Source organism: Gimesia panareensis (assembly GCF_007748155.1).
Classification (GTDB): domain Bacteria; phylum Planctomycetota; class Planctomycetia; order Planctomycetales; family Planctomycetaceae; genus Gimesia; species Gimesia panareensis.
Genome location: NZ_CP037421.1, coordinates 1902231 through 1925339, shown reverse-complemented (window position 1 = coordinate 1925339; position 23109 = coordinate 1902231). Strand labels below are relative to the sequence as shown.

The following is a 23109-nucleotide window of genomic DNA, read 5'->3' as shown; positions in this document are numbered from 1 at the left end:
ACGTCGGGCAGAACATCCCCATCCGATCTAGTTTCACTCTCCCTGGGGAACCGGACAGCAAAGTTATTTCACCCGCACAGTCTCTGTTTTCCTTCAGTGGTTACAGGGACCACTTGGCATTCACTTTTGCACACTGTCTGAAAAAGAATTGAAATCCGTGCATGAAATTCCTGAATTGTCGAAAGGATTTCGTACGTCCCTGATATATTGATTGATAGAAAGAGCGCTCATGCACACTCACCATGTTGTATGGGAAGCAGGAATCAGGTCTGACATTTTCGATCCGCAAATTCACAGGAGAGGTAAAATGAAAGCCAACACGCGCCGCGAATTTCTTGCAGACATCGGCCGGGGGATGCTGATTGGTAGCGTCGGTTCGTCACTCGCACTGGACCTGGGAATCTCTTCTGCCTTCGCAGGTGAAGAGTCCAGCAGACTCACTTTCGGAGAGCTGGAACCACTGGTTTCGGCCCTGCAGGAAACGCCTCTCAACAAACTGCAAACAATGCTGGTCAGCAAACTGAATTCAGGCACCGATCTGCAGACCTTAGTTTCAGCAGCAGCGCTCGCCAATGCCCGCTCGTTCGGCGGTCAGGATTATATCGGCTTCCATACCTTCATGGCTCTGGCTCCTGCCTACCAGATGACCCGGGAATTACCCACCGAACTCAAACCGCTGCCCGTCTTAAAAGTGCTCTATCGCAACACGGCACAAATTCAGGACACGGACAGCCAGCACCATGAAATCCTCCACCCGGTTGAACCGTTAACGCTTCCAGACAACACTGCTGGAGGACCACTCTTGCAGGCGGCCACCCGCAGTGCCGACTTCGACAAAGCGGAAGGTACATTCGCCGCTCTCGCGCAGGGTCCGGTTGATGAAGCATTCAACGAATTACAGTATGCCATTCAGGATGAACTCAACGTTCACCGAGTTGTGTTGTCCTGGCGTGCCTGGGCGATGCTTGAGCTTGCAGGACAGAAACACGCCCACACACTGCTGCGTCAGTCGGTACGGTTTTGTGTGAATTCGGAACAGAATCTCGAAAAATATCATCGCCAGCCTTCTAAAATTCGCACCGTGCTGCCCATGCTCCTCGATCAGTACAGTTTGCTCAGTAAACCTCTTGGAAAGAGAAAAGCCGAGGATGCCTGGGTCGAATCGCTGGCACGCACGATCTACCGCAGCAATCCGGAACAGGCCGCCGACGCGGCCGCGGCTGCACTGGCGGAAGGTTTTGATCCCGAAGCCGTGGGGGAAGCAATCTCGCTGGCGTCCAATGCGCTCGTCCTGCACGATCAGGGGCGCACCAAAGCGTTTCCCGATAAACCTCTCGGCAGTGTGCACGGCGATTCCGTGGGCGTGCACGCGTCAGACTCGGCCAATGCCTGGCGAAACATCGCCCGGGTCAGCAACAAACGGAACACGATCGCCAGCCTGATCGTCGGAGCCTATCATACCGCCGTCGGCAGATATAACAGCAAACTGAATGAGTTGCCCTATCCGCTTCAGGATCAACTCGAGCAGGTTACAGCCCAGGATCCGAAACAGCTGCTACAGGAAGCAGAAGCCGCGATTCGAAATCAGGATCAGTTCCGTGCCGCAGCGGTGATTCATCAGTATGGCACCCTGGAACACAACGCCCGCCCGGTATTCGATCTGTTACTAAGATACGCCACCAGCGAAGACGGTGCGTTACATGCAGAAAAATATTACTCCACGGTGAAAGAGGAGTTCCAGAAAACACGACCGGCATTCCGTTGGCGCCAACTCGTCGCGCTCGCTCGTGTGACGGCCAGTGAATATGGAAAACCATCGCCCGGTTATGCCGAAGCCTGTGATCTATTAAGAATCAATACATGATCGCAGCCTCTCTGCAAACAGGGTAGCGTTCTCTATCGGCCCCGGTACCTGGTCAGCGGAAAAGAAAACAACTTATTTCAGGTCCTGCTTGAGCTTTTCCGGATCGTACTTCGCCGCTTCTTCTGACAGCGATAATGTTGCCACTTCCCAGATACGGACTGTCTGATCAAAACAGACAGTCAGCACAAATTTTCCATCGGGACTGAAGGCGACATCACTAACGAATCCTTCATGTTTCAGCGGGCCAGCCACAGGCCGGCGGGTGGCGAAATCCCAGATTATAGCGGTCTGATCAGCACTGCCTGTAATCACAGATTTCCCGTCAGGGCTGAAGGCGAGATCCAGAATCGAATCCTGATGCTGAAACGCATCTCCCAGCGACTTGCCGGTCTCGACATCCCATAAATGTACCGTACTATCTTTCTCTTTGGCTGCAGAATCTGATACGTTAAGAATATCCCCCGTGGTCAACAACAGCTTGCCGTCAGGACTGAAGGTTACTGATGTCACGTTACCTTTGTGATCAAAGGATTTCTCTGGTAATTCATCCGGGCTGATATCCCACAAAAATGCCTTTTTCAACAAGCCACCTACGGCAATGCTCTTCCCGTCTGGACTGAATGCGACTGCTGTTCCAGGCCCCAGGTGACTGAACTTCTGACTGATTGGCTGACCGGTTTTCAGATCCCACACCTGAGTACTTCCGATCCCGCTGATGATCATTCTCTGACCATCAGAGCTGAGTGCAGCTGACGTCACCGGCCCGGGGTCCTTTAAGAGTTCTCCTTTCTTCTGATCGGTGACAAGATCGAACGTCCAGAGCTTTCCGTCTTTATTTCCCACGATCAGGGTATTACTGTCAGCTCCAAACAGTAAACAGTCTACTTTTTTGACATCGATTGGCTTGCCGGTCTGTTGTCCGGTGGCTGTATCCCAGACATAGACTGTTTCCCCGAAACAGTTCGTCACGACACGTTTTCCATCCGGACTGAAAATCGCATCAAACACGAAGTTGGGGTGCTCCAGGACCATCACCTTCTGTGGAGTCTGAGAATTTTCAGCCCGTTGTACCTGCGAGCGTTTCTCCTGAGAGGTATTTAAATCAGGTGGCTCTGGTTGCGGCGTTTCCTTTTGCTGACACCCCAGGACCATCAGCAGCCCGAAACTGAAAACCAGTTTCAAAACTCGGTCGGGACGGGAAATCAGCAATTGGCTTAGCGAGTGATCTGAGGATTCCAGCATGATTGACTTTCTCCCCTCTCAATAACAGGCGGGAAAAAATGAGGAGAGCGGTATAGAAGTCAATCCAGACTCACCGCATGACCACTTCAACAGTAGTGTATCACCCGATGGTCCACAACCCTGTCGATTCATTTTCAACCTATAGATCAAAAGCCGGCAAAGTGATGCGACGGCAGCACGTTGCCCTGATCCAGCTGGATTACATCCAGGCGCACAAAAAACCGGTGGAAACACAGTGAAATAACGACACTGAGCATATTACAACGGATCAGTGACAGCAGTTGCAGTTGCTTACAGAAGTGCCACCAGGAGCACCAGCCAGATCAATCACCGGCACCAAAGTCGCTGTTGAACGCATCCTGAATAATGCGGCGTTCATGTCGCTGGTGGGCGATATAGCTGGTAATCCAGTCGCGGAGTTCATCGCGCAGTTCGCTGGCCATCTGCTGCATTTTCTGCAAGGGTTGCGAATCCCGCATCCGCGTTCGCAGGTCATTCAGCTTGCGGAGCAGGTCGCAACGTTCCTGATACAGGTTCCTGACCTGCCCCTGCCAGTTAGGCTGCTCTTCGAGTACTTCTTCCAGGTAGCCCCCCTCGTCCTGCAACTCAAATTCGCGCGGCATCGCGGTCAACAGCGTGTCGAGTACTTTTGAGATCCATTTCCAGGCGGCAGCATCGCTGTCCGCTTCATCCAGTAAGTCCAGTAAGTCGCCGAGCAGAATATATTCCAGTGCGGAAATCTCTTCTAACGCACCCTCTACAATGCCTGTCTGTTTTCTGTTCATAAAAACTCCTTTTTGAGGCGAAGCTGCCGGGGATGGCGTTCACCCTGTTTTACTGGATTGATTGATGTTCCGTAGGCTACTCCTGTTTAAAATCAGTTCGACCAATCAAAGAGAAATGAAATAAGAACGCTGATGATTTCAGTGATTAATTTACCATTCCCGTTCTCAACCGTCAAAAAAATCTTTTGACCGGTCCCCCGGAATTTCATTTATAAACATCCTTTCCTTTTGAGTTTCTGTACAGATCCAGAACCGGAAGTTGCTTATGGGGATATGATTTAGGGTTCAACAAATTGCCCCGGGGAGCGACCTGCTATCCATGGAATCCCTACCCTGCCTGCGATACACTGAAAGGAGAACTCTCACCATTCTCGACCATCCCCTCAGCCAGGAGATCAGCCGATGCCAGTCACCACTGGAATGAAAGGGGGCGGCTATTACGACGCCAACTCCCGCGAACAGCGTTCCGCTGCGGACTCGTTCCTCCCCTGGCTCGAAGCAGCCATCGCAGACCTGCCGACACCGGACGCCAGCCAGTCATCCTGGAACGTGTTGGACATCGGCTCCTCAGAAGGCGCCAATGCCATCTACACGATGAATCGCCTCGTCGCCGCGCTGCGCCAACACTCGGACCTGCCCGTCTGGGCTCTGTTTGACGATCTCCCTACCAATGATTTCAACCAGCTGTTCCTCAATCTGTTTCCCGATCATATGCCGGCCCTCAATGCGCCCGACGTCTATACTGCAGCCATCGGCGGCTCTGCTTTCGGCAGACTGGTTCCGCCCCGCAGCCTGCATCTGGCAACCACCTTCAACGCCATCGGTTTTTTCGAAAACAGACCGACCGCGCGACTTCCCCATTTTGTCCTCGCGATGCAACCCAATCCTGCAGCCCCCCGGGATGGCGTTTCCGTTACCCCTGAAGAATTACGCCCCTTCCAGGAACAGGCCCATCACGACCTCTGTGAGTTTTACAAGGCCCGGGCTGCGGAACTGGTTCCCGGCGGCAAACTGCTGGTACAGGTCTTCGGACGCAACGCAACTCAGTCGACCGGGCACGGCATCTGCGATGTCTTGAGTGACGCCCTGCTTGACTTCGTGGAAGCGGATCTGTTACCACAAACGTTCTACGAGGACTTTCTGTTCCCGGCCTACTATCGCTGTCCGGAAGAACTGGCAGCCCCCATCGAACAGGTTCCGGAGCTGGCGTCGGCGTTCCGCATCGATCAGGTCGCTGACATCGATGCCCCGGTCCCGTTCAATGCCGAATTTGAACGCACCGGGGATCGCAAAGCCTGGGCTGAAAGTTATACCGGTTTCCTGCGGGCCTTCACGGAACCGGTGCTGGCAGCCGCCTTACCCGTTGACCTGGTCGAAGAACAGATCGTCGCTAAAATCTATCAACGCATTGAACAACTCCTGGCAGACAATCCGGAGCGGTACGAATTTCACTTTATTTCCATCGCCGCTCTGTTGACGCGACTCTGACCAGAAATAAATAGACAGGAAGGATCTCATGTCTGCTGAATCAGCCTATAACAACCTGACGCCCGAAGAAGAATACGTCATTCTGCACAAAGGGACCGAGCGTCCCTTTACCGGGGAATACACAAATCTCAAAGAGGAAGGCACCTTCATCTGTCGCCGCTGTAATGCCCCGCTCTATCAGAGCACAGACAAATTCGAAAGCCATTGCGGCTGGCCCAGCTTTGATGACGAACTGCCCGACGCCGTCGACCGCTTCCCCGATCCGGACGGCATGCGCACCGAAATCGTCTGTCACAATTGTGGCGGACACCTGGGGCATGTCTTCCTCGGCGAGCGGATGACCGACAAAAACACCCGGCACTGTGTGAATTCGGTCTCGATGAAATTCGTTCCCGCGGGCGAGTCTCTGCCCCCGGTGATTAAAGGCGAAAACGACTGAGCGATCAGGAACTGCAGGAAAGCATCGAGCAGCCGGGCCGATGCCGGGCCCACTCCGGGCGTTTCTCCGCGAACTGCTCGCGACCAGGCTGTTCAGCATAAGGATTCCGTAATACATCCAGCAGCTCATTGATCAGGGAGAAATCCCCCTCTTCGGCCTTGTCGATCGCCAGCTGTGCCAGGTAGTTCCTCAGCACGTATTTAGGGTTGATGCAATTCATTCGTTCGCGACGAGTCGACGCATCGGTTCCGTCCTGATTCAAACGACTCTGGTATCGCCGCAGCCAGTCACAGATTTTTGCACGTGCTTCTCCAGTCACTTTCTCGGGCGCATAATACGCGTCCAGCAAAGGAGCTATGAGCGCCTCGTCGTCCAGTCCCGCATCGGTCTCCAGCAGCGCCAGTTGGCGGAAGAAGATCGTCATATCGGTCTCCACCACCTGCAGCACTTCCTGCAGCGATTCAATCAGCGGCACATCCTCTTCAGCTTGAAACGCAGCCAGGCCCAGTTTCGCTGCCATCATCTCCTGCCAGCCCTCCTGGAAGCGGTCGGCATACTGATCCAGCGCCTGCTGCAGTGGCTCCACCTCTTCGATCAACGGGTACAATGAGTTTGCAAACTGGACCAGGTTCCAGAGCGCAATCTGCGGCTGGTTTCCAAACCGATAGCGCCGGCCCGAGGCATCGGTAGTGTTGGGGGTCCAGTTCGGATCAAAGTCTTCCAGCCAGCCATAGGGGCCATAATCGATCGTCAGCCCCAGCACCGACATATTATCGGTGTTCATCACGCCATGCACGAAGCCGACGCGCATCCAGTGGATGATCATCTCCGCAGTCCGACGGCAGACTTCTTCGAACCACGCCAGATAGGTCTCGCGTCCCGGCTCACCCAGCTCCGGGAAATCGGTTTGAATCGTATAATTCACCAGTTTTTTCAGCGTCTCAATCTCACCCCGGGCTGCCAACAGTTGGTAATTCCCGAACCGCAGAAACGAAGGCGCCACACGACAGACTACCGCCCCGGGCTCCATCCGGGGATTGCCGTCGTAGAACATGTCCCGCTGTACCTCTTCGCCGGTGAGTACGAGACTCAGCGCCCGCGTGGTCGGCACGCCCAGGTGATGCATGGCTTCGCTGCACAAAAATTCGCGGACCGATGATCTGAGCACCGCCAGCCCGTCCGCCAGCCGGGAATACGGAGTCGGTCCGGCCCCTTTCAGTTGCAGCGTCCAGTGTTCGCCCTGTTGATTTCGTACTTCTCCCAGGTTGATCGCCCGACCGTCTCCCAGTTGACCGGCCCAGTTACCAAACTGATGCCCGCCATAACACATGGCAAACGGATCCATCCCCTCCAGCATCTTGTTGCCGGCAAAGACTTCTGCAAATTCCTGCGACTTGACGACATCCGGAGACAGACCAAGTATCTCAGCCATCTCCCGAGAATACGACACCAGTTGCGGTTTCCGGACACTGGTGGGTGACACACGCGAATAACAGGCTTCGCTCACCTGCCTGCGAAAGTTCTTCTCCTCAGGATCAGCGGGCAGCGCACGGGTAAACTGGTTATCAAACTCAAGTTCTTCCAGACTCTGGATCATTTTTTGACTGTTCATACTGCAATTTTAGCACTTGAACCGTCGTGAGAAAACCCGACGACCTGAAACGGGGACACGTTGCACCGATCTCGCATTCAGAATTCCAGCCGCTGCAGCTTTCGAAACGCCAGCAATGCCGCCCCCAGAGTGATTCCCGCAATCAGGCCGAAGACCACTGGGAAGTGATGCAGGGAAAGATCAAATACGCCCTTCCGCTCTGCCTGAACCAGGTTGTTGTAAACATAAAACGGATCGTAATTCGACACTCCTGGTATCGATTCCATCAGCAGCGAACTCATGAAGAAGACAACCGCCGCCACCACGGCCCCCCGTACCGGCTTCTTCCACCAGCAGACGCCCAGCACTGCCAGGGAATACAGCATCGCATGCATCAGAGGAACACAGACGACATAAGACCAGCTTAAAATACTGGACGGACTGTATCGCATTTTTTCTTCCGCAGACATAAACAGGGTATCCCAGCTGACGTAAATCGTGGTTCCATCCAGTACGATCAACACCGCCAGTAGACCGATCAGATACTTCAGCCAGAACCAGCTGCGCACAGAGATCGGCCGCGACCGCCAGAAATGTCCCAGACCGGGCGCCAGTTCTGCACCGATGACTCCCGCTCCCACGACAGTCGCCCAGAGCAGCCCCAGCATATGCATCGAGCCAGGCAGATGATGCCGGAACACTTCCCAGCTGTTCCGGGAATCGAACAGGTTCCCCCCCGTTTCCATCAAGACCAGGAAACCGGCCAGAAAGAGCCCTGCCAGCGCCAGTGGTACGGACTGGCGCACATTGATCCAGATCAGCGAAAACACGGGACGGGGTAGCGGCATTGAAATCAGGGAGAACAGAGGCGGCGTTTTCCAGAATTGAAATCTGCCAGGAACGGAAACACTATTCTGCGTTCCATAGCGGCGGAGAAACCAGATTATCAACCCCGCCTGCAACAGCAGATTCAAAAGCAGAGGCAGCCAGACACGATTCGCCAGGTAGAGATCATTCCAGGTCGCATTCTCACTCGAATAGGTAAAAAACACGACCAGCGACTGGGGAAAAATGCTCCCGCCCCACTCATGCAGGAAGTGGAAGTGGGGGCCAAAAAAGGCCCTCAACGGCAACAGGATGAACCAGACACAGGCGATCACCGTCCCCAGCAAACCCAGCGTCACCTCACTCCGTCGACGCGCCCCCGCTACACAGAGCAGCAGGAACAGAGCCCCGGTCTGCACGAGAGAGATACAGGTCAGCTTGAGCAACAGCCCGACCGCGATTCCTGCAGAAAGGCTGGTACGCAGTGTCGCTTCCACTCCCGGAATTGTCACAATGTCTGCCCCCGAGGCGTTCGCATTGGCACGCCCCGGAACCTGTTCCAGCATGCCTCCTGCCAGAGGGAGCATCAGAATCAGCGCGCCGAGTAAAATCGGTACCAGCAGCGAACACAAACCCACGCCCAGTTTGACAGCCGCGATGCGGGAAAGCGGCACCGGCAATGACCGGGAAAAGGCAAGCGTCTCATTGGTGACTTCGCTCAGCGAAACCCGCATCGCCAGAAAGACTGACATAAAGATGCTGTAAACGAGACAGATCGTACTGTAGCGTGCCGCCGCGGTCCGACAGCCGGTGATACTTTCGTAACACACAACATAGATGACACCAGTCAAGATCCAGAGCAGGCAGACCAGGAACGTCCATTTACGTTCCTGCCACTCTTTCCAGATCAGAGACTTTAATACAGGATCCATCAGAATTCCCCCTGCCATAATTTCACAGCTGAATCAGACGACCACAGGATTGCCCGCCTGGGGCCAGGCCTGTGTGCGACCAATCACGAACGATTCAAAAATCTCATCCAGACTCAATTCCACAATGTCATACTCGATCCACCGCGACGTCAGCTGTTCGGCAAACTCTGCTGCTCCGTCGACAGTCACGATCAGCTGTTCTTCCCACCGCCGCACATCCAGCAGTCCCGCAGGCGGTGAGAGCTCACCGACCTGAGTGAGAGACAATACGAACCGTTTCACATCTGCCCGCAAGGCTTCCGTAGCCGACTGCCGAATGATGCGGCCCCCGTCCAGAATCGCCACCGCATCGGCCACCGCTTCCACTTCGTCCAGCAGATGCGAACTGAACAGCACCGTGCGGCCGGCTGCCTGCAGATGTTCTATCAACTCCCGATTGAATTCCTTGCGGGCAATCGTATCCAGCCCCAGGGCGGGGTCGTCCAGGATCACCACCTGCGGCTCATGCGACAGGGCCAGCGTCAGCCCCAGTTTCACATTCTGCCCCTTGGACAGTTTGTCGATCCGCTGATGGCGGGGAATTTCAAACCGCTCCAGGTAATCGTCCGCCAGCGACTGGTTCCACGCGGGATAAAAGGGCTTCAGAAAATGACAGAGCTCAGTCGGAGTCATCCAGCCGTACATCGTCTGATCTTCCGCCAGGTAACCGACGCGACTCCGCAGTTTCTGTGCTTCACAAGTCGGATCATAACCATCGATCAGTATCGAGCCGCCATCCGGCGGGAGTAATCCGAGCAGCATGCGAATCAGTGTGGTTTTACCGGCACCGTTCCTCCCCAGCAGTGCCAGCGTCTGACCGCGGGGAATTTCGAGGGAAACGTCCTGCAGAACTTCGTTCTTGCCAAACCGTTTCTGAATCTGATGAATTTTGACAGCGGACTCTGACATGCTCACCTCCCACTTTCTGTTTTGACTGGACGGGACTCTGGCTGCTCTACTGCTTCCGATTTGAGATTCGCCCGGGTGTCCGCGATAGAGTTCGTCAGCAACTTGCGAAGTTCGGTCGCCGTCAGTCCCAGCAGAATACCCCGGTGGACGACCGCGGAAAACTCCCGCTCCAGCTGTTCGCGCTGCTCGGCCAGTTGCTCACGGTTACCGGAGACGCCCGACTGCGGCAGCACAAACGTCCCTTCTCCATGCCGCATCTCGACCAGCCCTTCCGCCGCCAGTCGTTCATAGACTCGGACCACCGTGTTGACGTTCACTCCCAGCCGGGTCGCCAGCTTGCGCACCGAAGGCAGACTGTCTCCCGGCTGCAGTGTCCCGGACAGGCAGTGTGCCCGGATCTGCTCCATGATCTGCCGGGATATCGGCGACGATGAACCACGCTCAATTCGGATATGCATAATCTTTCACCTCCAACAGTACACAGTACTATAACAGTGAATATTTCCCCGTCAATCTCTTTTTTTAAAAAACGGAAGCTGCTCCTGCTCCCCCCATCATCTGCAGGAAGCACCGACTGAACTTGCAACCGGACGGGGAATCGGCGATAGTAAACATAAACCATCATTGATATTTCCCCATCACTCCGCCTCAGAGTGATCCACACACTGCCAACCAGATTTCAGGAGGTCTCCCATGACGCTCATGAATCGACGCCACTGGCTGCAACAGACTTCAGCCGCCTCCCTGCCCCTCTTCCTCGCCGAAAACGTATTCACTGCTGAATCCAAGCCGCACCCCGCGCTCCCCGTCGCTGCCATCGTGACCGAATACACGCCCAACTCGCATGCCGACGTACTGGTCGGCAAGATCCTGGAAGGCTTCCAGCAACAGGGAGGCCCCGGCCCCGCTTTAAAACTGGCCGGCCTCTACACAGACCAGGTTCCCGAGAGAGATATGAGCCGGGCCCTGTCCCGCAAATATGGTTTCCCGATTACCAATTCCATTGAAGAAGCAATCACGCTCGGCACAAAGCAGGTCCAGGTTGCGGGGGTCTTGAGCGTAGGCGAGCACGGCGTCTATCCGTTTACGCCGGTCACGAAACAGCACATGTATCCCCGCAAACAGTTCTTCGATGAAATTACAGCCACGTTCAAAAAGTACGGTAAATCGGTTCCCGTTTATAACGACAAACACCTCGGCTATCGCTGGCAGGATGCGAAAGCCATGGTCGACACGTCCCGTAAGATGGGCTTTCCGCTGATGGCCGGCTCCTCACTTCCCGTCGCCTGGCGGCACCCCAACCTGACGCTCCCGGAAAACTGCGAAATCGAATCCGTGCTGACCATCGGCCGGGGCAACTTTGAAGCACACGGCTTCCACGCTTTGGAAGCCCAGCAGTGTCTGATCGAACATCGCCAGGGCACCACCGGCGTCGCTGCAGTCGAAACAGCACAAGGCAAACAGATCTGGGCAGCAGAACAGGCCGGTAAATGGAACCGCGAAATGCTCCAGGCCGCTCTGGATGTGATTCCCAACGTCGCTAAAGGCAAGTGGGAAGAGATCCTCAAAGACGACAGCGCCTTTTACTTCCTGGAACATCAGGACGGGTTACAGAGCACCGTCGCGATGGTCAACCGGCTCGGGCGACACTACGCGGTCGCCGTCAAATTGAAAGGGGAAAACAAGCCGCGGGCCACCTGGATCAAACTCGAACTCGATCCCCCTTTCGGCCACTTCGCCTATCTGCTCAAAGCCATCGAGCACATGATCCACACCAGCCAGCCCGCCTACCCGGTCGAACGGACGCTACTCACCACCGGTATCCTGGATACCGTCATGCACAGTCTGGCCGAGGGGGGCAAACGGATCGAAACACCACAACTGGCCATCGACTACGCAGCGGTCCAGTGGCCCTATGCCAATCAGAAAAGCTGACCGGCTCCTGTCAGCGTGTTACGACAATTCTTCACACAGCCGCTGGGCCAGAACGTTGACCTGCTCAGCCTGCATGCATAACGGGTTGATCGTCAGGATCCCCTCGTGCAGACGCGCATGCCCCATATAAATCGGCGGTTTCCCCTCGCGTAATTTGCGGCAGACCGCAAAAGCGTCGCCGGTTTCAAGCTGAATCTCCAGGATCGGCCAGCGCTGGCTGTTTTCCGGGATGACCAGGTAACAGCTTGCGGGGACATCCGCCAGTTCGAGTTCCTCAGCAATCTTCTCCAGCCAGACACGATACTCCGCATTCTGAGCGTCATACGCCCCGGAAGCAAACAGGTCGAGTGCCGTCAGGACCGCGATGATCTCTTCTTTGGAAACTTTGAGTGCTCTACCAATGCCATGCCGCGGCAGCCCCTTCAGCTCGGAAGCATCAATCAGCCCTTCCGCCGGCGACCACAGTTCATAATGATCGTCCATATCCAACATCTGCAGTGCCGCCGAGGAGATCAGCTCTCGCTTGCCGCACAACAGACCGGTCGACTGTGGACCGCGAATCGCTTTTCCCCCGCTGAAGGCCACCAGGTCTGCCCCCGTCGCTGCGATCGCCCGCAGGTTCTCGCGTGGCGGCAGTTCCCCGGCGGCATCGACAATCACAGGCAGCCCGTGTTCCCGCGCCACCTGGACAACTTCACTCAGGCCCGGCTGAGAGTCAGAGGCATGCACATAAACAATTCCCGCGGTCCGCTCGGTGATCGCAGCGGCATACTCCCAGCTCTCCGTACGTCGAACTCCCGCATTGGAGACGATCTCGTTAAAACCGACTTCGACCAGCCGGGCACCCGCAGCCCGAATCGCATGGTCGTAGCCGCTCCGCTGTTCCCGCGCAATGATGAATTCATGCGGAAAATCGTCGCAGTGCGGCAGCTGTTCCATGCGTTTCAGGTCATGTCCCGCCAGGATCGCGGCAGTTCCCAGTGTCAGAGCCCCCGCAGCACCGGACGTGACCAGCCCCGCCTCGGTTCCGGTCTGGGCGGCAATTTTCTTTGAAGCAGCGGCCTGCAGTTGTTCCAGTGGCACCCACTCCTGGGCGGCACTTTGAAACGCTTCCAGCACCTGTGCCGGCATCGGTGCGCCCCCCAGACGGGTCACGCTGCCACAGGCGTTGACAATCGGTTCCACTCCCAGATCCTGGTAGACACTCATCAGCTCTGCTTTCTCTTCAGTCGGAAATCATGAAACACGCACGGAGTCACTTGCCAAAGCGCTGCAATGCCCAGTCACGGAATTTGTTTTTCGCCTGGGCTCCCTTTCCGGGAAAACCACCATGCTGCACCATCCAGATGATGACGATCCCCTGCTCCGGATGGACTTCCATATTCGTCGCGTGTGCACCGCCATGCCCGAACCAGTCCGGTCCTACAGACAACCCCAGACCATAACTCTGTTTGACGGAAGCGGGCGTCTGTCGGCTGGTCAGTTCCTTAAAGGCGGCTTTGCTCAGATATCGATGCCCGTTCAGTTCCCCCTCATTCAGCAGCATCTGGCAGAATTTCGCGGTATCCTGGGCCGTGGAGAACAGTCCCCCGGCGGGCATCGGATAACGATTCGTCCGGTTGGTCAACGGATAGCTCAACTGGGTCAGCGGAAATTCAACCAGATGTTTCTTTGAAGCGTCCGGCCGATACGATTTCGCCAGCCGGGCCACCTGGCTCTCATCAGGCCAGAACGTGGTATCGTGCATCCCCAGCGGATCAAACAGTCGTTGTTGCATAAAATCTTCATAGGGCTTGCCGGTCACCACTTCGATGATTCTTGCCGCGGTATTAATGCCGGCGTTCGAATACTGGTAGTGCGTCCCCGGCTGAGTCTGCAGCGGCGTCATTGCGTAACTCCGCACAGCAGTGGCCAGCGGGAGGGCATCCAACGTCGGGACTTCGACGGCGGACTTGAAAGGCAGCCCGCTCATGTGGCTCAGTACTTCGCGAATGGTGACCGGGTGGTCCGGCTTTTTGAGTAGTCTGTGGTTTTCATCTTCTTCCACCACGACCATCTGACCGCGGAATTCCGGCAGATATTTTTCGACCGGATCATCCAGCGAGATTTTCCCCTCGTCTACCAGCATCATGACCGCGGTCGCTGTCATTCCTTTTGACTGAGACGCGATCCAGAACATCGCATCGGGGGGCATTTTTTTCTGATTCGCAATGTCAGCAAAGCCCACTGTCTCTGTCGCAAGGATTCCTTCCTTCCCGGCTACCAGTGCCACCGCCCCCGCCAGTTCTTCACGATCGACGAATGGCTGCAGCACACTGACTGCCGAATCCGGAGGAGCGGCAGATAACAAAGTTATCTGAGAACAGACAAAGACAAGACATGACAAACATGCAAAAGCGGCGCGATTCAACATTTGATATCCTGGTGCTGAGGTCAATGGTGATGGAGCAATCCGGCATGTCGCTCAGATCCGATCCTGCAACCGGAGGCCTGTACAGACACGCGGCAGCATCCATCTTAACAGAGAACGAAAATGCTGGATAGAATCCCGATGTGGTCTATCTAAGCAGATTTGGGGAATGTATAATTCCTGCCTGATATGAACCTGTCTGTGCGAAACAGAACCGAACTGAATTTTTTAAGCAGACAGTTCCCAAGCAGTGCAATGAAATAGAGCAGCCCCTGAATGGACGATACGAAGCAACGCAAAACCCGGATCATGATTGTGGACGATCATCCGATTGTCAGGGAAGGTTATTCCCGGTTGATCGAACGGGAAGACAACCTGCAGGTCTGCGCCGAAGCGGACAGCAAAGCAGAGGCTCTCAAGCAGATCATGAACGATCCCCCTGACCTCGTGATCATTGACATATCCCTCAAAGATGGCAGCGGGCTGGAGCTGATCAAAGATATCAAAGCCCAGTTCAAACAGATCAAAATGCTCACGGTCTCCATGCACGACGAAAACCTGTTTGCCGAACGCTGTATCCGGGCAGGCGCCCTGGGCTTCGTCAACAAACAACAGGCTCCCGAGCAACTGGTCACCGCCATTCATCGGGTCCTCTCGGGAAAAGTCTTTCTCAGCTCGGAAATCACCGAACGCATGATCTGCCGTTCGATCGGTTCTGAAAACTATTCCGAGCAATCTCCCATCGAAACGCTCTCCGACCGGGAACTCGAGGTCTTTGAACAGATCGGCCTGGGGGAAACCACACGCCAGATTGCCCAGAAGCTGAACCTCAGCCCGAAAACCGTCGAAACGTACCGGGAAAATATCAAGCATAAACTGAACCTGGATAACGCGACGGAATTAATCCGCAATGCCATTCAGTGGGTCCTGGAAAAGAATTAAGCAGCGCTGAACCGGATTTGCAGATCTGTAAAGTTGCTTTCGAAAGGTTCCTGCGCAACCAGGTGATCATATCTGACTGGGGCAATCCCTGATAGTACCGCCGGAAGATCCCCCACGCACTTCTCTCTGATCGCCTGATAGCATACCCCACGGCACTGTTTTAGAATGCTGGCTGTCAACGTCGAATTCTCCGTCCCAGATGCGTTTGGCATCCATTGTGCAGAAATGCGTTTTTTTCAAAAGAATGAGATTGCAGGCCATGTCTACTATCGGCAGAAATGATTTACAGCAACTCCTGGCTTCGTGTTCCGATCTGAAATTACTGGAAGTATTACCAGAAACCGCCTACCAGGAATACCACATCAGGGGAGCTATCAATATTCCACTTGATGCCGATTTTGAAAGCGAGCTTTCGGTACAGTGTCCGGACAAAAAACAAACGATTGTAGTCTACGGACTGAATTTCGAGTGTGACGTTTCCCGGCAGGCCCTGGCACGTCTGATCGAGCTGGGCTATGAGAACATCTACCACTATGAACCCGGGAAAGTGGATTGGAAAGCGGCCCAGCTCCCCGTCGAATATGGCTCTGCTGCTCCCACACCACTTGAGAAAGAACAGGGATTTCTCTTTCTGATTTCCCTGACTCAGATCCCGCTGTTTGATCTGCTGACGATCTAACCGGGGCCGCTGCTGCCGTTTACAGACTGTTGCAAACAGAGGGGCCACTGCCTCTGCACAAGGCAATGCATTTCAGACAGGCAGACCGCCGCCAAAACACTGCAGTTCAAATAAAAAACAGGCACGCCACAAGACCCCGGGTGAAGGCAGGATCTGCAACGCACCTGATGCCCGCGCGACGGAGCAATCGCTTGCTCCGAAAAAGACGCTTATTTGAGATGGTGGAACTGCCGGTCCACATTCAGTTCATTGTTCAGTCGCCTGACTCCCTTTATCGGCAGCACATGCGTCTGGGCCAACTGCTTCATAAAATACGTAGGCACCTCACCTTCCAGGCAGACTTCGCCTTGCACAGCCATGACCCTGACTTTTGCCAGGGGAGCATAACCTGAAGATCGGAGAACACGCTTCACCTGGGCAATCAACTGATTGTCCGGACTGGTAAACAATTCCGTTTTGACTTCTCCCTGCAGTTTCACGTTGCTCTCCTTAGATTATCACTTGAGTCCTGGAAAGTGTCTTCGATTTGATTCAGGTTTTCGGCTTTACCTGAATTTTACGTGGCTTCTTAAAATCAGATTTGGGTAATTTGACGGTCAGTACGCCATGTTCACAGTGTGCTTCAATGTGCTCGCTCTGTACCTCACACGGCAGCTTGATCGAACGTGTAAAACTTCCTGCAGAGCGTTCGACCCGATGCCAGGTTTTCCCTTTTTCTTCCTGTTCTGCTTTTCGCTCACCGTTGATCTGCAGCAGGTCCCCCGCCACTTCAACTTCGATTTCTTCGGGCTGGATGCCAGGTACATCCATCCGGACCTCCACGGCATCATCCGTTTCTGAAAGATCCAGTGCGGCGTTGAACCCGGCGGAGGCGATCCCACCTTCCCCGGAAATCGAACTCAGCATGTTTTCCATTTCATTCCGCAAGTTCCAGAAAGGAGCCCGGCCGAAAAAGGTACTCAAACCTGGTACCGACCGGTCCGCCCGCATGACTGTGCCTCTTAAACCGGGTGAAGTTGTCATTTTCGTGCTCCTGCTGATAGGGGAGATTTTGTGCTCATAATCTGCATTGATTCTGACAGCAGCTGACTCCCGCGGGTCAGGCACGTTTCCAGTCATTCGCAGTGAGTCAGCTTGACCGGTATGTTAAAAAGTCCCGACAATAGAGAGAATCGGGCGAATTGACAGTGGTCACCGCCGGGCTTCCCTCCCCTGCACATCAGGGATTCCCCGAGACAGTGCCTCCCGTCTGCAGACGCCAGCTGTTTCTCTGGAGAATCAGGGGGTTGCCCCTGTATTCAGACAACCAGGTGTTCTGCAGTTGCCAGCGGTTCTTCCAGCAGGCTTTCATCTTCACACAGCATTTCCACCGGAACTTCACTCCGGCGAATCGGAATCTTATGAGGACATTCAATCCCCACTCTGACCTTCCCTCCCTGAATTCGCAGCACGGTCAGCACAATGTCATCGTTAATACAGATCTGTTCATTTTTTTTGCGGGTCAATACAAGCATAATTATCATTCCCTGAAAATTGAGTACGGGCTCTCTGGTTCTGGCAGCAGTAGCGAGCCAGGTAAACCAGTCGCTTAAGAGTGGTCTGATCAAAATGAGACAATCTGTTGGGGCAGCGCTCATTCAATACCATGGGGCGGGCAGCGTCAATAACTCCTTCCAACTCCTGATGCGTCATCCTCTGAATCTGCTGATTGTTCAATTCAGCAATGTCACTCAGGTTGTATTCCGCTTCTGCAACTCCCACTTTCTGTAGTTCCTGAAAACGGTGGATTCGATTTGAACTGGCTGAGGAGGGCCAGCTGCCTGTTGTTCGCATAGGGTCACTCCCTTAAAGAGTGTGTCAAAGGTATGGTTTTTCCTTAATTTCCCACATCCCTGCCAGTGACTCTCAGAGAAAAAACACCTGCCTGTTCAGGCTCTATTTCTTCCCGGTTCCCACTTTCTCACTACTCGCCAGGACGAAACGAGCCGGAGTATTCACATCCTGTAGAGCGTACATTACAAAACTCCCGATTTCGGGGTAATCGGAAAACTGACCTTTCTGCTCTGGGGAAAATCCCCAGGTCTCCCGGAACGTCTGCAAACTTCTTCACGGAATCTTTACACCCCCGCCGGGAAAGGTTACCGTAGAATGGAGATTAAATACGAAGGGAGGTCTCTTGAATCAGGAATCCAGAATGCCAACAGGAGCCTCACTCCAGCCTCAGGGATTACCCATCCTGCTGTGCGAACCCTCCCCCGAATCACGTGCCCAGCTGATGCAACTTCTTGCAGAGGACGGCTATCGGGTGACTCCTGCAGAAACGGTAGAACAACTTTTCAACCGTAATAACTGGTCGGATTACTTTCTGATCATCCTGGAACACGATCTGCCGGATGGCAAGATTGAAGATGTGCTCCCGCGGCTCAAACAGCTGGCCCCGGCTGCGGAATTGCTGGTGATCACCTCGCGGACCCGGATCGAAAATATGATCATCGCCTTTCGAACCGGAGTCGCCGACTATTTCGTCAAACCCATCGATCCGGATCTGTTTCGATCTTCCATCAAACGCATCCTCCAGAATCAGAATGTCTCCAGCGAACTCCTGCAGACACAGGCCCAGCTCAAAGCAATCGTCGATACCGCCATTGAAGCCGTGATCACGATTAATCGCAGCGGACTGATTCAGTCGTTCAATCCGGCTGCCGAAAAAATGTTCGGCTATCAGGCTCACGAGATCCTCAACCAGAACATCAGCCTGCTCACCCCCGATCCGATTCGGGTCGTCCACGATCAATATATCACCCGCTACCTGGAAACAGGTAAAGCATCCATCATTGGTTCCCGCCGGGAACTGATGGCCCGACGTCGTGACGGCAGCCTGTTCCCGATTGAAATCTCCGTCACCGATCTGCCCCAGTTCGGCCTCTTCGCCGGAATCATCGGCGATATCAGCGAACGCAAGCAGGCGGAACAGAAGCAGGAAGATCTGACCCGGGCCGTTGCGGTCGCGGCCCAGCAGGAACGCAGACAGCTGGCCGATATTCTCCACGATCACCTCCAGCAGGTCCTGGTGGGCGTCCGCATTCATCTGGATATCGCCAAAAATGATACCACCGATGATTTCATCAAACAGACACTGGTCCGCGCCGATGAACTGCTCAATCAAGGCATCGAAATCACCCGCTCCCTGACCGCGGAACTCAATCCCGTCGTGTTACATGAAGAGGGTCTGATCACCGCCCTCGAATGGCTCTCTCATAACATGAGAGAGCGCTACAATCTGAACGTCACACTTGATCTCGACCACCGCGCCGATCCACAGAACGACACCACGAAGGTTGCCTTGTATGAATGCATCCGCGAATTACTGTTTAACGTCGTCAAACATTCAGAAACCACCGAAGCGCGAGTCTGTATGAGCCTGCTGCCGGAGAATAAAATCGAAATTGTCGTCTCGGACAACGGAGTCGGTTTCGACACGCAACAACTTGACCATCAGATTTCCGATGCGAGCGGTATCGGGCTGAGTAACATCGAATTCCGTCTCTCTCTCATCAAAGGCAAATTTCGGCTCCAATCGTCCCACGGAGAGGGAACCGTTGCCCGCATCATTGCCTCACTGAATCCAATCGAAACCACTTCAATGCTGGCCGAAACCTGATGCGGAATCTCCACATAATCGGGAAACCCCGAAAACTGGACAAACAAACCATAGTCTGAGCGACATTTTTGTCTATGATTAAGTGAGGGATTGAATTTAAGTTACCAGCAGCCCAGTCCTGTGCTGAGGTCATATTCAATCACTCTGATTCCCCCAAGGCAGCGCATCCTTCAAACCGCATTTAGATTCTGAACAAAACGAGATTTCTACATGAGTCGTCCCACCAATCTGGCGGAACTCCGCGAAAGCGGCTGGCAAAGTAAAACGGTCAAACGAGAAATTTACGATAACCTGATGCAGGCTCTGCAACAGGGCGAGGAACTGTTTCCCGGGATTGTCGGCTACGACGATACCGTTATCCCCGACATTGTCCTGGCCCTGCTCTCCGAACACGATATGCTCTTTCTCGGAGAAAAAGGACAGGCCAAAAGCCGCATCATGCGACAGCTGGTCCGTTTTCTGGATCCGGAGGTCCCCTATCTCGATCTGCCGGAGTCGCCCGTACACGATGATCCCTACAACCCGATCACCAGCATTGGCCGCCAGTTCCTGGCGAACACTCCCGATCACGAAGTCCCCATCGCCTGGTGGTCCCGGGAAGACCGCTATGCGGAACGCCTGGCTCCCGGCACCAAGTTCGCCGACGTGATCGGGGAAATCGATCCTGCGAAGCTCGCTCACGGCGAGAGCATGTCCGCGGAAAGTGCCCTGCACTTCGGCCTGATTCCCCGCATGCATCGGGGGATCTTTGCCATGAACGAACTGCCGGAACTCGATGAACTGGTGCAGGTCGGTCTGTTCAACATCCTTGAAGAACGGGATGTCCAGATCCGCGGGTATCCCATCCGCTTCGACCTCGACATGCTGATCCTGTTCTCTTCCAATCCCTCTACCTTCAACCGCAGTGGCAAAGTCATTCCGCAGCTGAAAGACCGTATCGGCTCCGTGATCCACACCCATTACCCCCGGGAACGCAGCCTGGGGATCGAGATCATGGAACAGGAAGCCAGCGTCGATCTGGAAGGGGATGTCCCGGTCGTCGTCCCTTACTTCATGCGGGAGATCGTCGAACAGATTTCCATCGCCGCCCGTGCTTCCAAATATGTCGACCACGATTCCGGCGTAAGCGCCCGCTTCAGTATCGCCAACTACCGTATGATGGTCGCCTCTGCCCGCCGCCGGGGCGCGGTGCTCAATGAGAAACCGGCCGTCCCCCGCATCAGCGACCTGGGACATCTCTACTCATCCTCGCTGGGAAAACTGGAACTCGACCTGATGGGAGCCAACCAGATGTCCGAGCGACAGGTGCTCGACTCCATCATCGCCCAGGCGATTCAGGAGGTCTTCCAGGAATACATCGTGGAACATGGCCTTGCAGAGATCAGTGAAATTTTTGCCCAGGGAATCAAAATTGAAGTGGGCGACATGCTCCCCTCTTCGCAATATGCCGAGCGTCTCCAACGTGTCCCCCCCATCTGGGATAAAGCCTTCGAAGTCAATGCCTCGGGCGACGAAGCAGTTCGCGCTTCCTGCATCGAATTCATCCTGGCAGGACTCTATGCCAACAGTAAAATTTCGCGTTCGCAGGATCACGGCCGCATCACTTATGAGACCTGATCTGTTTCTGGTGCTCATTTTGCTCTCGCCAGAGAGATCGAGACACAATTATGACTGACAAACGACTGACCGGCGGCATCATTCATACTTACCAGAAGTATGATCCCAAGCGCATCCCCGACCCGATGCAGCCGCCCCCGGACCTCGTCTCACCCGCGCTGAACCACATGATGTATTACGGGTCGATGCGCGAACTGACCGAAGAAGAACTGGCGCGTGCCATTCGCCTCGATCCCAGCCAGATCGCAGGCCTGGGTCCCAGCCTGGATGCCCTGCTGGCCATGCTGGAAGAACGCAAACGCAAGATTCTGGAAACCTACGAAACCGACAGTGTCCGCAAAAAAGCCCGCCGCAGCTATCACGATTACGCGAAACAGCTCAAGGCCCCCCGCAAGTTCAAAGATTACTTTCGCCAGGTGGTGCGCGAAGAACAGATCTATGACCTGGAACGGCTCTGGTACCGGATCAATGATGACCAGAGCCCCTTCTCTAAAGGACTGGTGCAGCTGGTGGATCGTTTGGGCGATAAATACGAAATCGACGAACTCGCCGCCAACTACCATTTCACCGGCCACACTTCGCTGACGATCCCGGAAGCCCTGGAAATCAAAGCCGAGCTCGAAAAAATCGACGAACTGCTCAAGCAGCTCGAAGAAGCCCGCGAGACAGCACAGATCGCCATCATCGATATGGAGGCACTCTCCGAATTCACGCAGCCCGGCGACATGGAAACGCTGGAAGCGATTCAGAAACAGGTCCGCGACATGCTCCGCGAGATGGCCGATCAGCAGGGACTGGAATTCTCCAAAGGACAGTTCAAACTGACTCCCAAAGCCTATCGCCTGTTCCAGAGCCGCATTTTGGAACGAATCTTCAGCGAGCTGCAGGCCTCCCGGACGGGGCGTCATACGGGGCCTGTCGTCGGCGAAGGGGCGGTGGAAATGCCGAGCACCAGACCTTACGAGTTTGGCGATTCCGTCTCGAATATGGACATCACCCAGTCCTTTACCAACGCGATTCTCAGGGAAGGACCGGGGCTGCCGATTCGGCTGAAAACAGACGATCTGGTCATCCACAAGACGCGCAATACTCCCAAGTGCGCCACCACCGTGCTGATGGACATGAGCGGCTCCATGCGTTACGAGGGCCAGTACGTCAACGTTAAGCAGATGGGACTGGCCCTCGAAGCCTTAATTCACGGCGAATTCCCCGGCGATTATCTGCAGTTCATCGAGATGTATACCTTCGCGAAGCCACGCTCGGTAAGTGAAATCGCCGAGATGATGCCCAAACCAGTGACGATCTTCGACCCTGTCGTCCGTCTGAAAGTCGACATGAGCGACGAGAAGATCAGCGAGTCGATCATCCCGCCGCACTTCACCAACATTCAGCACGGCCTGCAGCTGTCGCGGAACTTCCTCGCCCTGCAGGATACGCCTAATAAACAGATCATCCTGATCACCGACGGCCTGCCCACGGCGCACTTCGAAGGAGAACAGCTTTACCTGCTCTACCCGCCCGATCCCCAGACCGAGTCGGCTACCATGCGGGAAGCGTACCTGTGCCACCGTGAGGGCATCACGATCAACATCTTCCTGATCCCCAGCTGGTCCCAGTCCAGCGAAGACATCCAGTTTGCCCATCGTCTGGCGGAAGCCACCCAGGGCCGCGTCTTCTTCACCGCCGGCCGCGATCTGGACCGCTACGTCGTCTGGGACTACGTCTCCCACCGCAAAGACATCATTGGCTGA

Annotated in this window: 21 protein-coding genes; 10 read left to right on the top strand and 11 right to left on the bottom strand. The window is 54.9% G+C overall.

What is annotated here, in order from left to right; all coding sequences use genetic code 11:
* Positions 1-307: 307 nt before the first annotated feature.
* Complete coding sequence (locus Enr10x_RS07295; RefSeq protein WP_145448581.1) at positions 308-1864, top strand: hypothetical protein; 1557 nt, start codon at positions 308-310, stop codon at positions 1862-1864.
* 72 nt (positions 1865-1936) lie between these two features.
* Here Enr10x_RS07295 and Enr10x_RS07290 read toward each other — a convergent pair whose 3' ends face one another.
* Positions 1937-3106 (bottom strand): WD40 repeat domain-containing protein, encoded by a 1170-nt coding sequence (locus Enr10x_RS07290; protein WP_145448580.1) that lies wholly within the window; start codon positions 3104-3106, stop codon positions 1937-1939.
* A 77-nt stretch (positions 3107-3183) separates the two neighbouring features.
* Between Enr10x_RS07290 and Enr10x_RS29865 the strand changes: the two genes are divergently transcribed.
* Positions 3184-3345, top strand: coding sequence for a hypothetical protein (locus Enr10x_RS29865; protein ID WP_197997506.1), 162 nt, complete (start codon positions 3184-3186; stop codon positions 3343-3345).
* Between the two features lie 84 nt (positions 3346-3429).
* Here the strand turns inward: Enr10x_RS29865 and Enr10x_RS07285 are convergent, their stop codons facing one another.
* Complete coding sequence (locus tag Enr10x_RS07285) at positions 3430-3891, bottom strand: hypothetical protein (protein ID WP_145448579.1); 462 nt, start codon at positions 3889-3891, stop codon at positions 3430-3432.
* Positions 3892-4293: 402 nt separating this feature from the next.
* Between Enr10x_RS07285 and Enr10x_RS07280 the strand changes: the two genes are divergently transcribed.
* Together Enr10x_RS07280 and Enr10x_RS07275 are read left to right on the top strand one after the other, a co-directional pair.
* A complete protein-coding gene (locus Enr10x_RS07280; RefSeq protein ID WP_145448578.1) occupies positions 4294-5379 on the top strand; it encodes a class I SAM-dependent methyltransferase in 1086 nt (361 codons plus the stop codon).
* Positions 5380-5407: 28 nt separating this feature from the next.
* Entirely contained in the window at positions 5408-5818 is a 411-nt protein-coding gene (locus Enr10x_RS07275; RefSeq protein ID WP_145448577.1) for a methionine-R-sulfoxide reductase, read from the top strand.
* Between the two features lie 4 nt (positions 5819-5822).
* On the opposite strand, the gene Enr10x_RS07270 is transcribed toward Enr10x_RS07275, so the two are convergent.
* The 4 genes from Enr10x_RS07270 to Enr10x_RS07255 all read right to left on the bottom strand — a co-directional run bounded on the left by Enr10x_RS07270 (position 5823) and on the right by Enr10x_RS07255 (position 10572).
* Complete coding sequence (locus Enr10x_RS07270) at positions 5823-7430, bottom strand: protein adenylyltransferase SelO (protein ID WP_145448576.1); 1608 nt, start codon at positions 7428-7430, stop codon at positions 5823-5825.
* A gap of 77 nt (positions 7431-7507) precedes the next feature.
* The gene (locus Enr10x_RS07265; RefSeq protein ID WP_145448575.1) at positions 7508-9166 is read right to left on the bottom strand and encodes a hypothetical protein; all 1659 of its coding nucleotides are present in this window, start codon (positions 9164-9166) and stop codon (positions 7508-7510) included.
* A gap of 33 nt (positions 9167-9199) precedes the next feature.
* The gene (locus Enr10x_RS07260) at positions 9200-10114 is read right to left on the bottom strand and encodes an ABC transporter ATP-binding protein (RefSeq protein ID WP_145448574.1); all 915 of its coding nucleotides are present in this window, start codon (positions 10112-10114) and stop codon (positions 9200-9202) included.
* 2 nt (positions 10115-10116) lie between these two features.
* Positions 10117-10572, bottom strand: a complete 456-nt coding sequence (locus Enr10x_RS07255; RefSeq protein WP_145448573.1) for a GntR family transcriptional regulator — start codon at positions 10570-10572, stop codon at positions 10117-10119.
* Between the two features lie 235 nt (positions 10573-10807).
* Here Enr10x_RS07255 and Enr10x_RS07250 point away from each other — a divergent pair, with 235 nt between their 5' ends.
* Positions 10808-12049, top strand: coding sequence for a hypothetical protein (locus tag Enr10x_RS07250; protein WP_145448572.1), 1242 nt, complete (start codon positions 10808-10810; stop codon positions 12047-12049).
* An 18-nt stretch (positions 12050-12067) separates the two neighbouring features.
* Here Enr10x_RS07250 and Enr10x_RS07245 read toward each other — a convergent pair whose 3' ends face one another.
* Together Enr10x_RS07245 and Enr10x_RS07240 are read right to left on the bottom strand one after the other, a co-directional pair.
* Positions 12068-13258: an aminotransferase class V-fold PLP-dependent enzyme gene (locus tag Enr10x_RS07245; RefSeq protein WP_145448571.1), complete on the bottom strand. Its 1191-nt coding sequence runs from the start codon at positions 13256-13258 to the stop codon at positions 12068-12070.
* 46 nt (positions 13259-13304) lie between these two features.
* On the bottom strand, positions 13305-14363 hold the full coding sequence (locus Enr10x_RS07240; RefSeq protein ID WP_197997505.1) for a serine hydrolase domain-containing protein: 1059 nt from the start codon (positions 14361-14363) through the stop codon (positions 13305-13307).
* 372 nt (positions 14364-14735) lie between these two features.
* Between Enr10x_RS07240 and Enr10x_RS07235 the strand changes: the two genes are divergently transcribed.
* Both Enr10x_RS07235 and Enr10x_RS07230 read left to right on the top strand, forming a co-directional pair.
* Positions 14736-15401, top strand: a complete 666-nt coding sequence (locus tag Enr10x_RS07235) for a response regulator (protein ID WP_145448569.1) — start codon at positions 14736-14738, stop codon at positions 15399-15401.
* 259 nt (positions 15402-15660) lie between these two features.
* On the top strand, positions 15661-16080 hold the full coding sequence (locus Enr10x_RS07230) for a rhodanese-like domain-containing protein (protein WP_197997504.1): 420 nt from the start codon (positions 15661-15663) through the stop codon (positions 16078-16080).
* Positions 16081-16289: 209 nt separating this feature from the next.
* Here Enr10x_RS07230 and Enr10x_RS07225 read toward each other — a convergent pair whose 3' ends face one another.
* From Enr10x_RS07225 to Enr10x_RS07215, 3 genes are all read right to left on the bottom strand, one after another.
* Entirely contained in the window at positions 16290-16559 is a 270-nt protein-coding gene (locus Enr10x_RS07225; RefSeq protein ID WP_145448567.1) for a BON domain-containing protein, read from the bottom strand.
* Between the two features lie 52 nt (positions 16560-16611).
* Positions 16612-17103: an Hsp20/alpha crystallin family protein gene (locus Enr10x_RS07220; protein WP_197997503.1), complete on the bottom strand. Its 492-nt coding sequence runs from the start codon at positions 17101-17103 to the stop codon at positions 16612-16614.
* 275 nt (positions 17104-17378) lie between these two features.
* Positions 17379-17594 (bottom strand): carbon storage regulator, encoded by a 216-nt coding sequence (locus tag Enr10x_RS07215; protein WP_145105584.1) that lies wholly within the window; start codon positions 17592-17594, stop codon positions 17379-17381.
* Positions 17595-18274: 680 nt separating this feature from the next.
* On the opposite strand from Enr10x_RS07215, the gene Enr10x_RS07210 reads away from it, so the two are divergent.
* The 3 genes from Enr10x_RS07210 to Enr10x_RS07200 all read left to right on the top strand — a co-directional run bounded on the left by Enr10x_RS07210 (position 18275) and on the right by Enr10x_RS07200 (position 23109).
* Positions 18275-19741, top strand: coding sequence for a PAS domain S-box protein (locus Enr10x_RS07210; protein WP_145448565.1), 1467 nt, complete (start codon positions 18275-18277; stop codon positions 19739-19741).
* Positions 19742-19951: 210 nt separating this feature from the next.
* Positions 19952-21358, top strand: a complete 1407-nt coding sequence (locus tag Enr10x_RS07205; protein ID WP_145448564.1) for a magnesium chelatase — start codon at positions 19952-19954, stop codon at positions 21356-21358.
* 50 nt (positions 21359-21408) lie between these two features.
* On the top strand, positions 21409-23109 hold the full coding sequence (locus tag Enr10x_RS07200) for a vWA domain-containing protein (RefSeq protein ID WP_145448563.1): 1701 nt from the start codon (positions 21409-21411) through the stop codon (positions 23107-23109).

Bases quoted from the DNA above. Each gene is read 5' to 3' on its own strand.
- Enr10x_RS07285 (WP_145448579.1), bottom strand. From the start codon at position 3,891: ATGAACAGAAAACAGACAGGCATTGTAGAGGGTGCGTTAGAAGAGATT.
- Enr10x_RS07245 (WP_145448571.1), bottom strand. From the start codon at position 13,258: ATGAGTGTCTACCAGGATCTGGGAGTGGAACCGATTGTCAACGCCTGT.
- Enr10x_RS07215 (WP_145105584.1), bottom strand. From the start codon at position 17,594: ATGCTTGTATTGACCCGCAAAAAAAATGAACAGATCTGTATTAACGAT.
- Enr10x_RS29865 (WP_197997506.1), top strand. From the start codon at position 3,184: ATGACCACTTCAACAGTAGTGTATCACCCGATGGTCCACAACCCTGTC.
- Enr10x_RS07275 (WP_145448577.1), top strand. From the start codon at position 5,408: ATGTCTGCTGAATCAGCCTATAACAACCTGACGCCCGAAGAAGAATAC.
- Enr10x_RS07280 (WP_145448578.1), top strand. From the start codon at position 4,294: ATGCCAGTCACCACTGGAATGAAAGGGGGCGGCTATTACGACGCCAAC.
- Enr10x_RS07255 (WP_145448573.1), bottom strand. From the start codon at position 10,572: ATGCATATCCGAATTGAGCGTGGTTCATCGTCGCCGATATCCCGGCAG.
- Enr10x_RS07210 (WP_145448565.1), top strand. From the start codon at position 18,275: ATGCCAACAGGAGCCTCACTCCAGCCTCAGGGATTACCCATCCTGCTG.
- Enr10x_RS07205 (WP_145448564.1), top strand. From the start codon at position 19,952: ATGAGTCGTCCCACCAATCTGGCGGAACTCCGCGAAAGCGGCTGGCAA.
- Enr10x_RS07270 (WP_145448576.1), bottom strand. From the start codon at position 7,430: ATGAACAGTCAAAAAATGATCCAGAGTCTGGAAGAACTTGAGTTTGAT.
- Enr10x_RS07235 (WP_145448569.1), top strand. From the start codon at position 14,736: ATGGACGATACGAAGCAACGCAAAACCCGGATCATGATTGTGGACGAT.
- Enr10x_RS07250 (WP_145448572.1), top strand. From the start codon at position 10,808: ATGACGCTCATGAATCGACGCCACTGGCTGCAACAGACTTCAGCCGCC.
- Enr10x_RS07220 (WP_197997503.1), bottom strand. From the start codon at position 17,103: ATGACAACTTCACCCGGTTTAAGAGGCACAGTCATGCGGGCGGACCGG.
- Enr10x_RS07265 (WP_145448575.1), bottom strand. From the start codon at position 9,166: ATGGATCCTGTATTAAAGTCTCTGATCTGGAAAGAGTGGCAGGAACGT.
- Enr10x_RS07230 (WP_197997504.1), top strand. From the start codon at position 15,661: ATGTCTACTATCGGCAGAAATGATTTACAGCAACTCCTGGCTTCGTGT.
- Enr10x_RS07295 (WP_145448581.1), top strand. From the start codon at position 308: ATGAAAGCCAACACGCGCCGCGAATTTCTTGCAGACATCGGCCGGGGG.
- Enr10x_RS07260 (WP_145448574.1), bottom strand. From the start codon at position 10,114: ATGTCAGAGTCCGCTGTCAAAATTCATCAGATTCAGAAACGGTTTGGC.
- Enr10x_RS07290 (WP_145448580.1), bottom strand. From the start codon at position 3,106: ATGCTGGAATCCTCAGATCACTCGCTAAGCCAATTGCTGATTTCCCGT.
- Enr10x_RS07200 (WP_145448563.1), top strand. From the start codon at position 21,409: ATGACTGACAAACGACTGACCGGCGGCATCATTCATACTTACCAGAAG.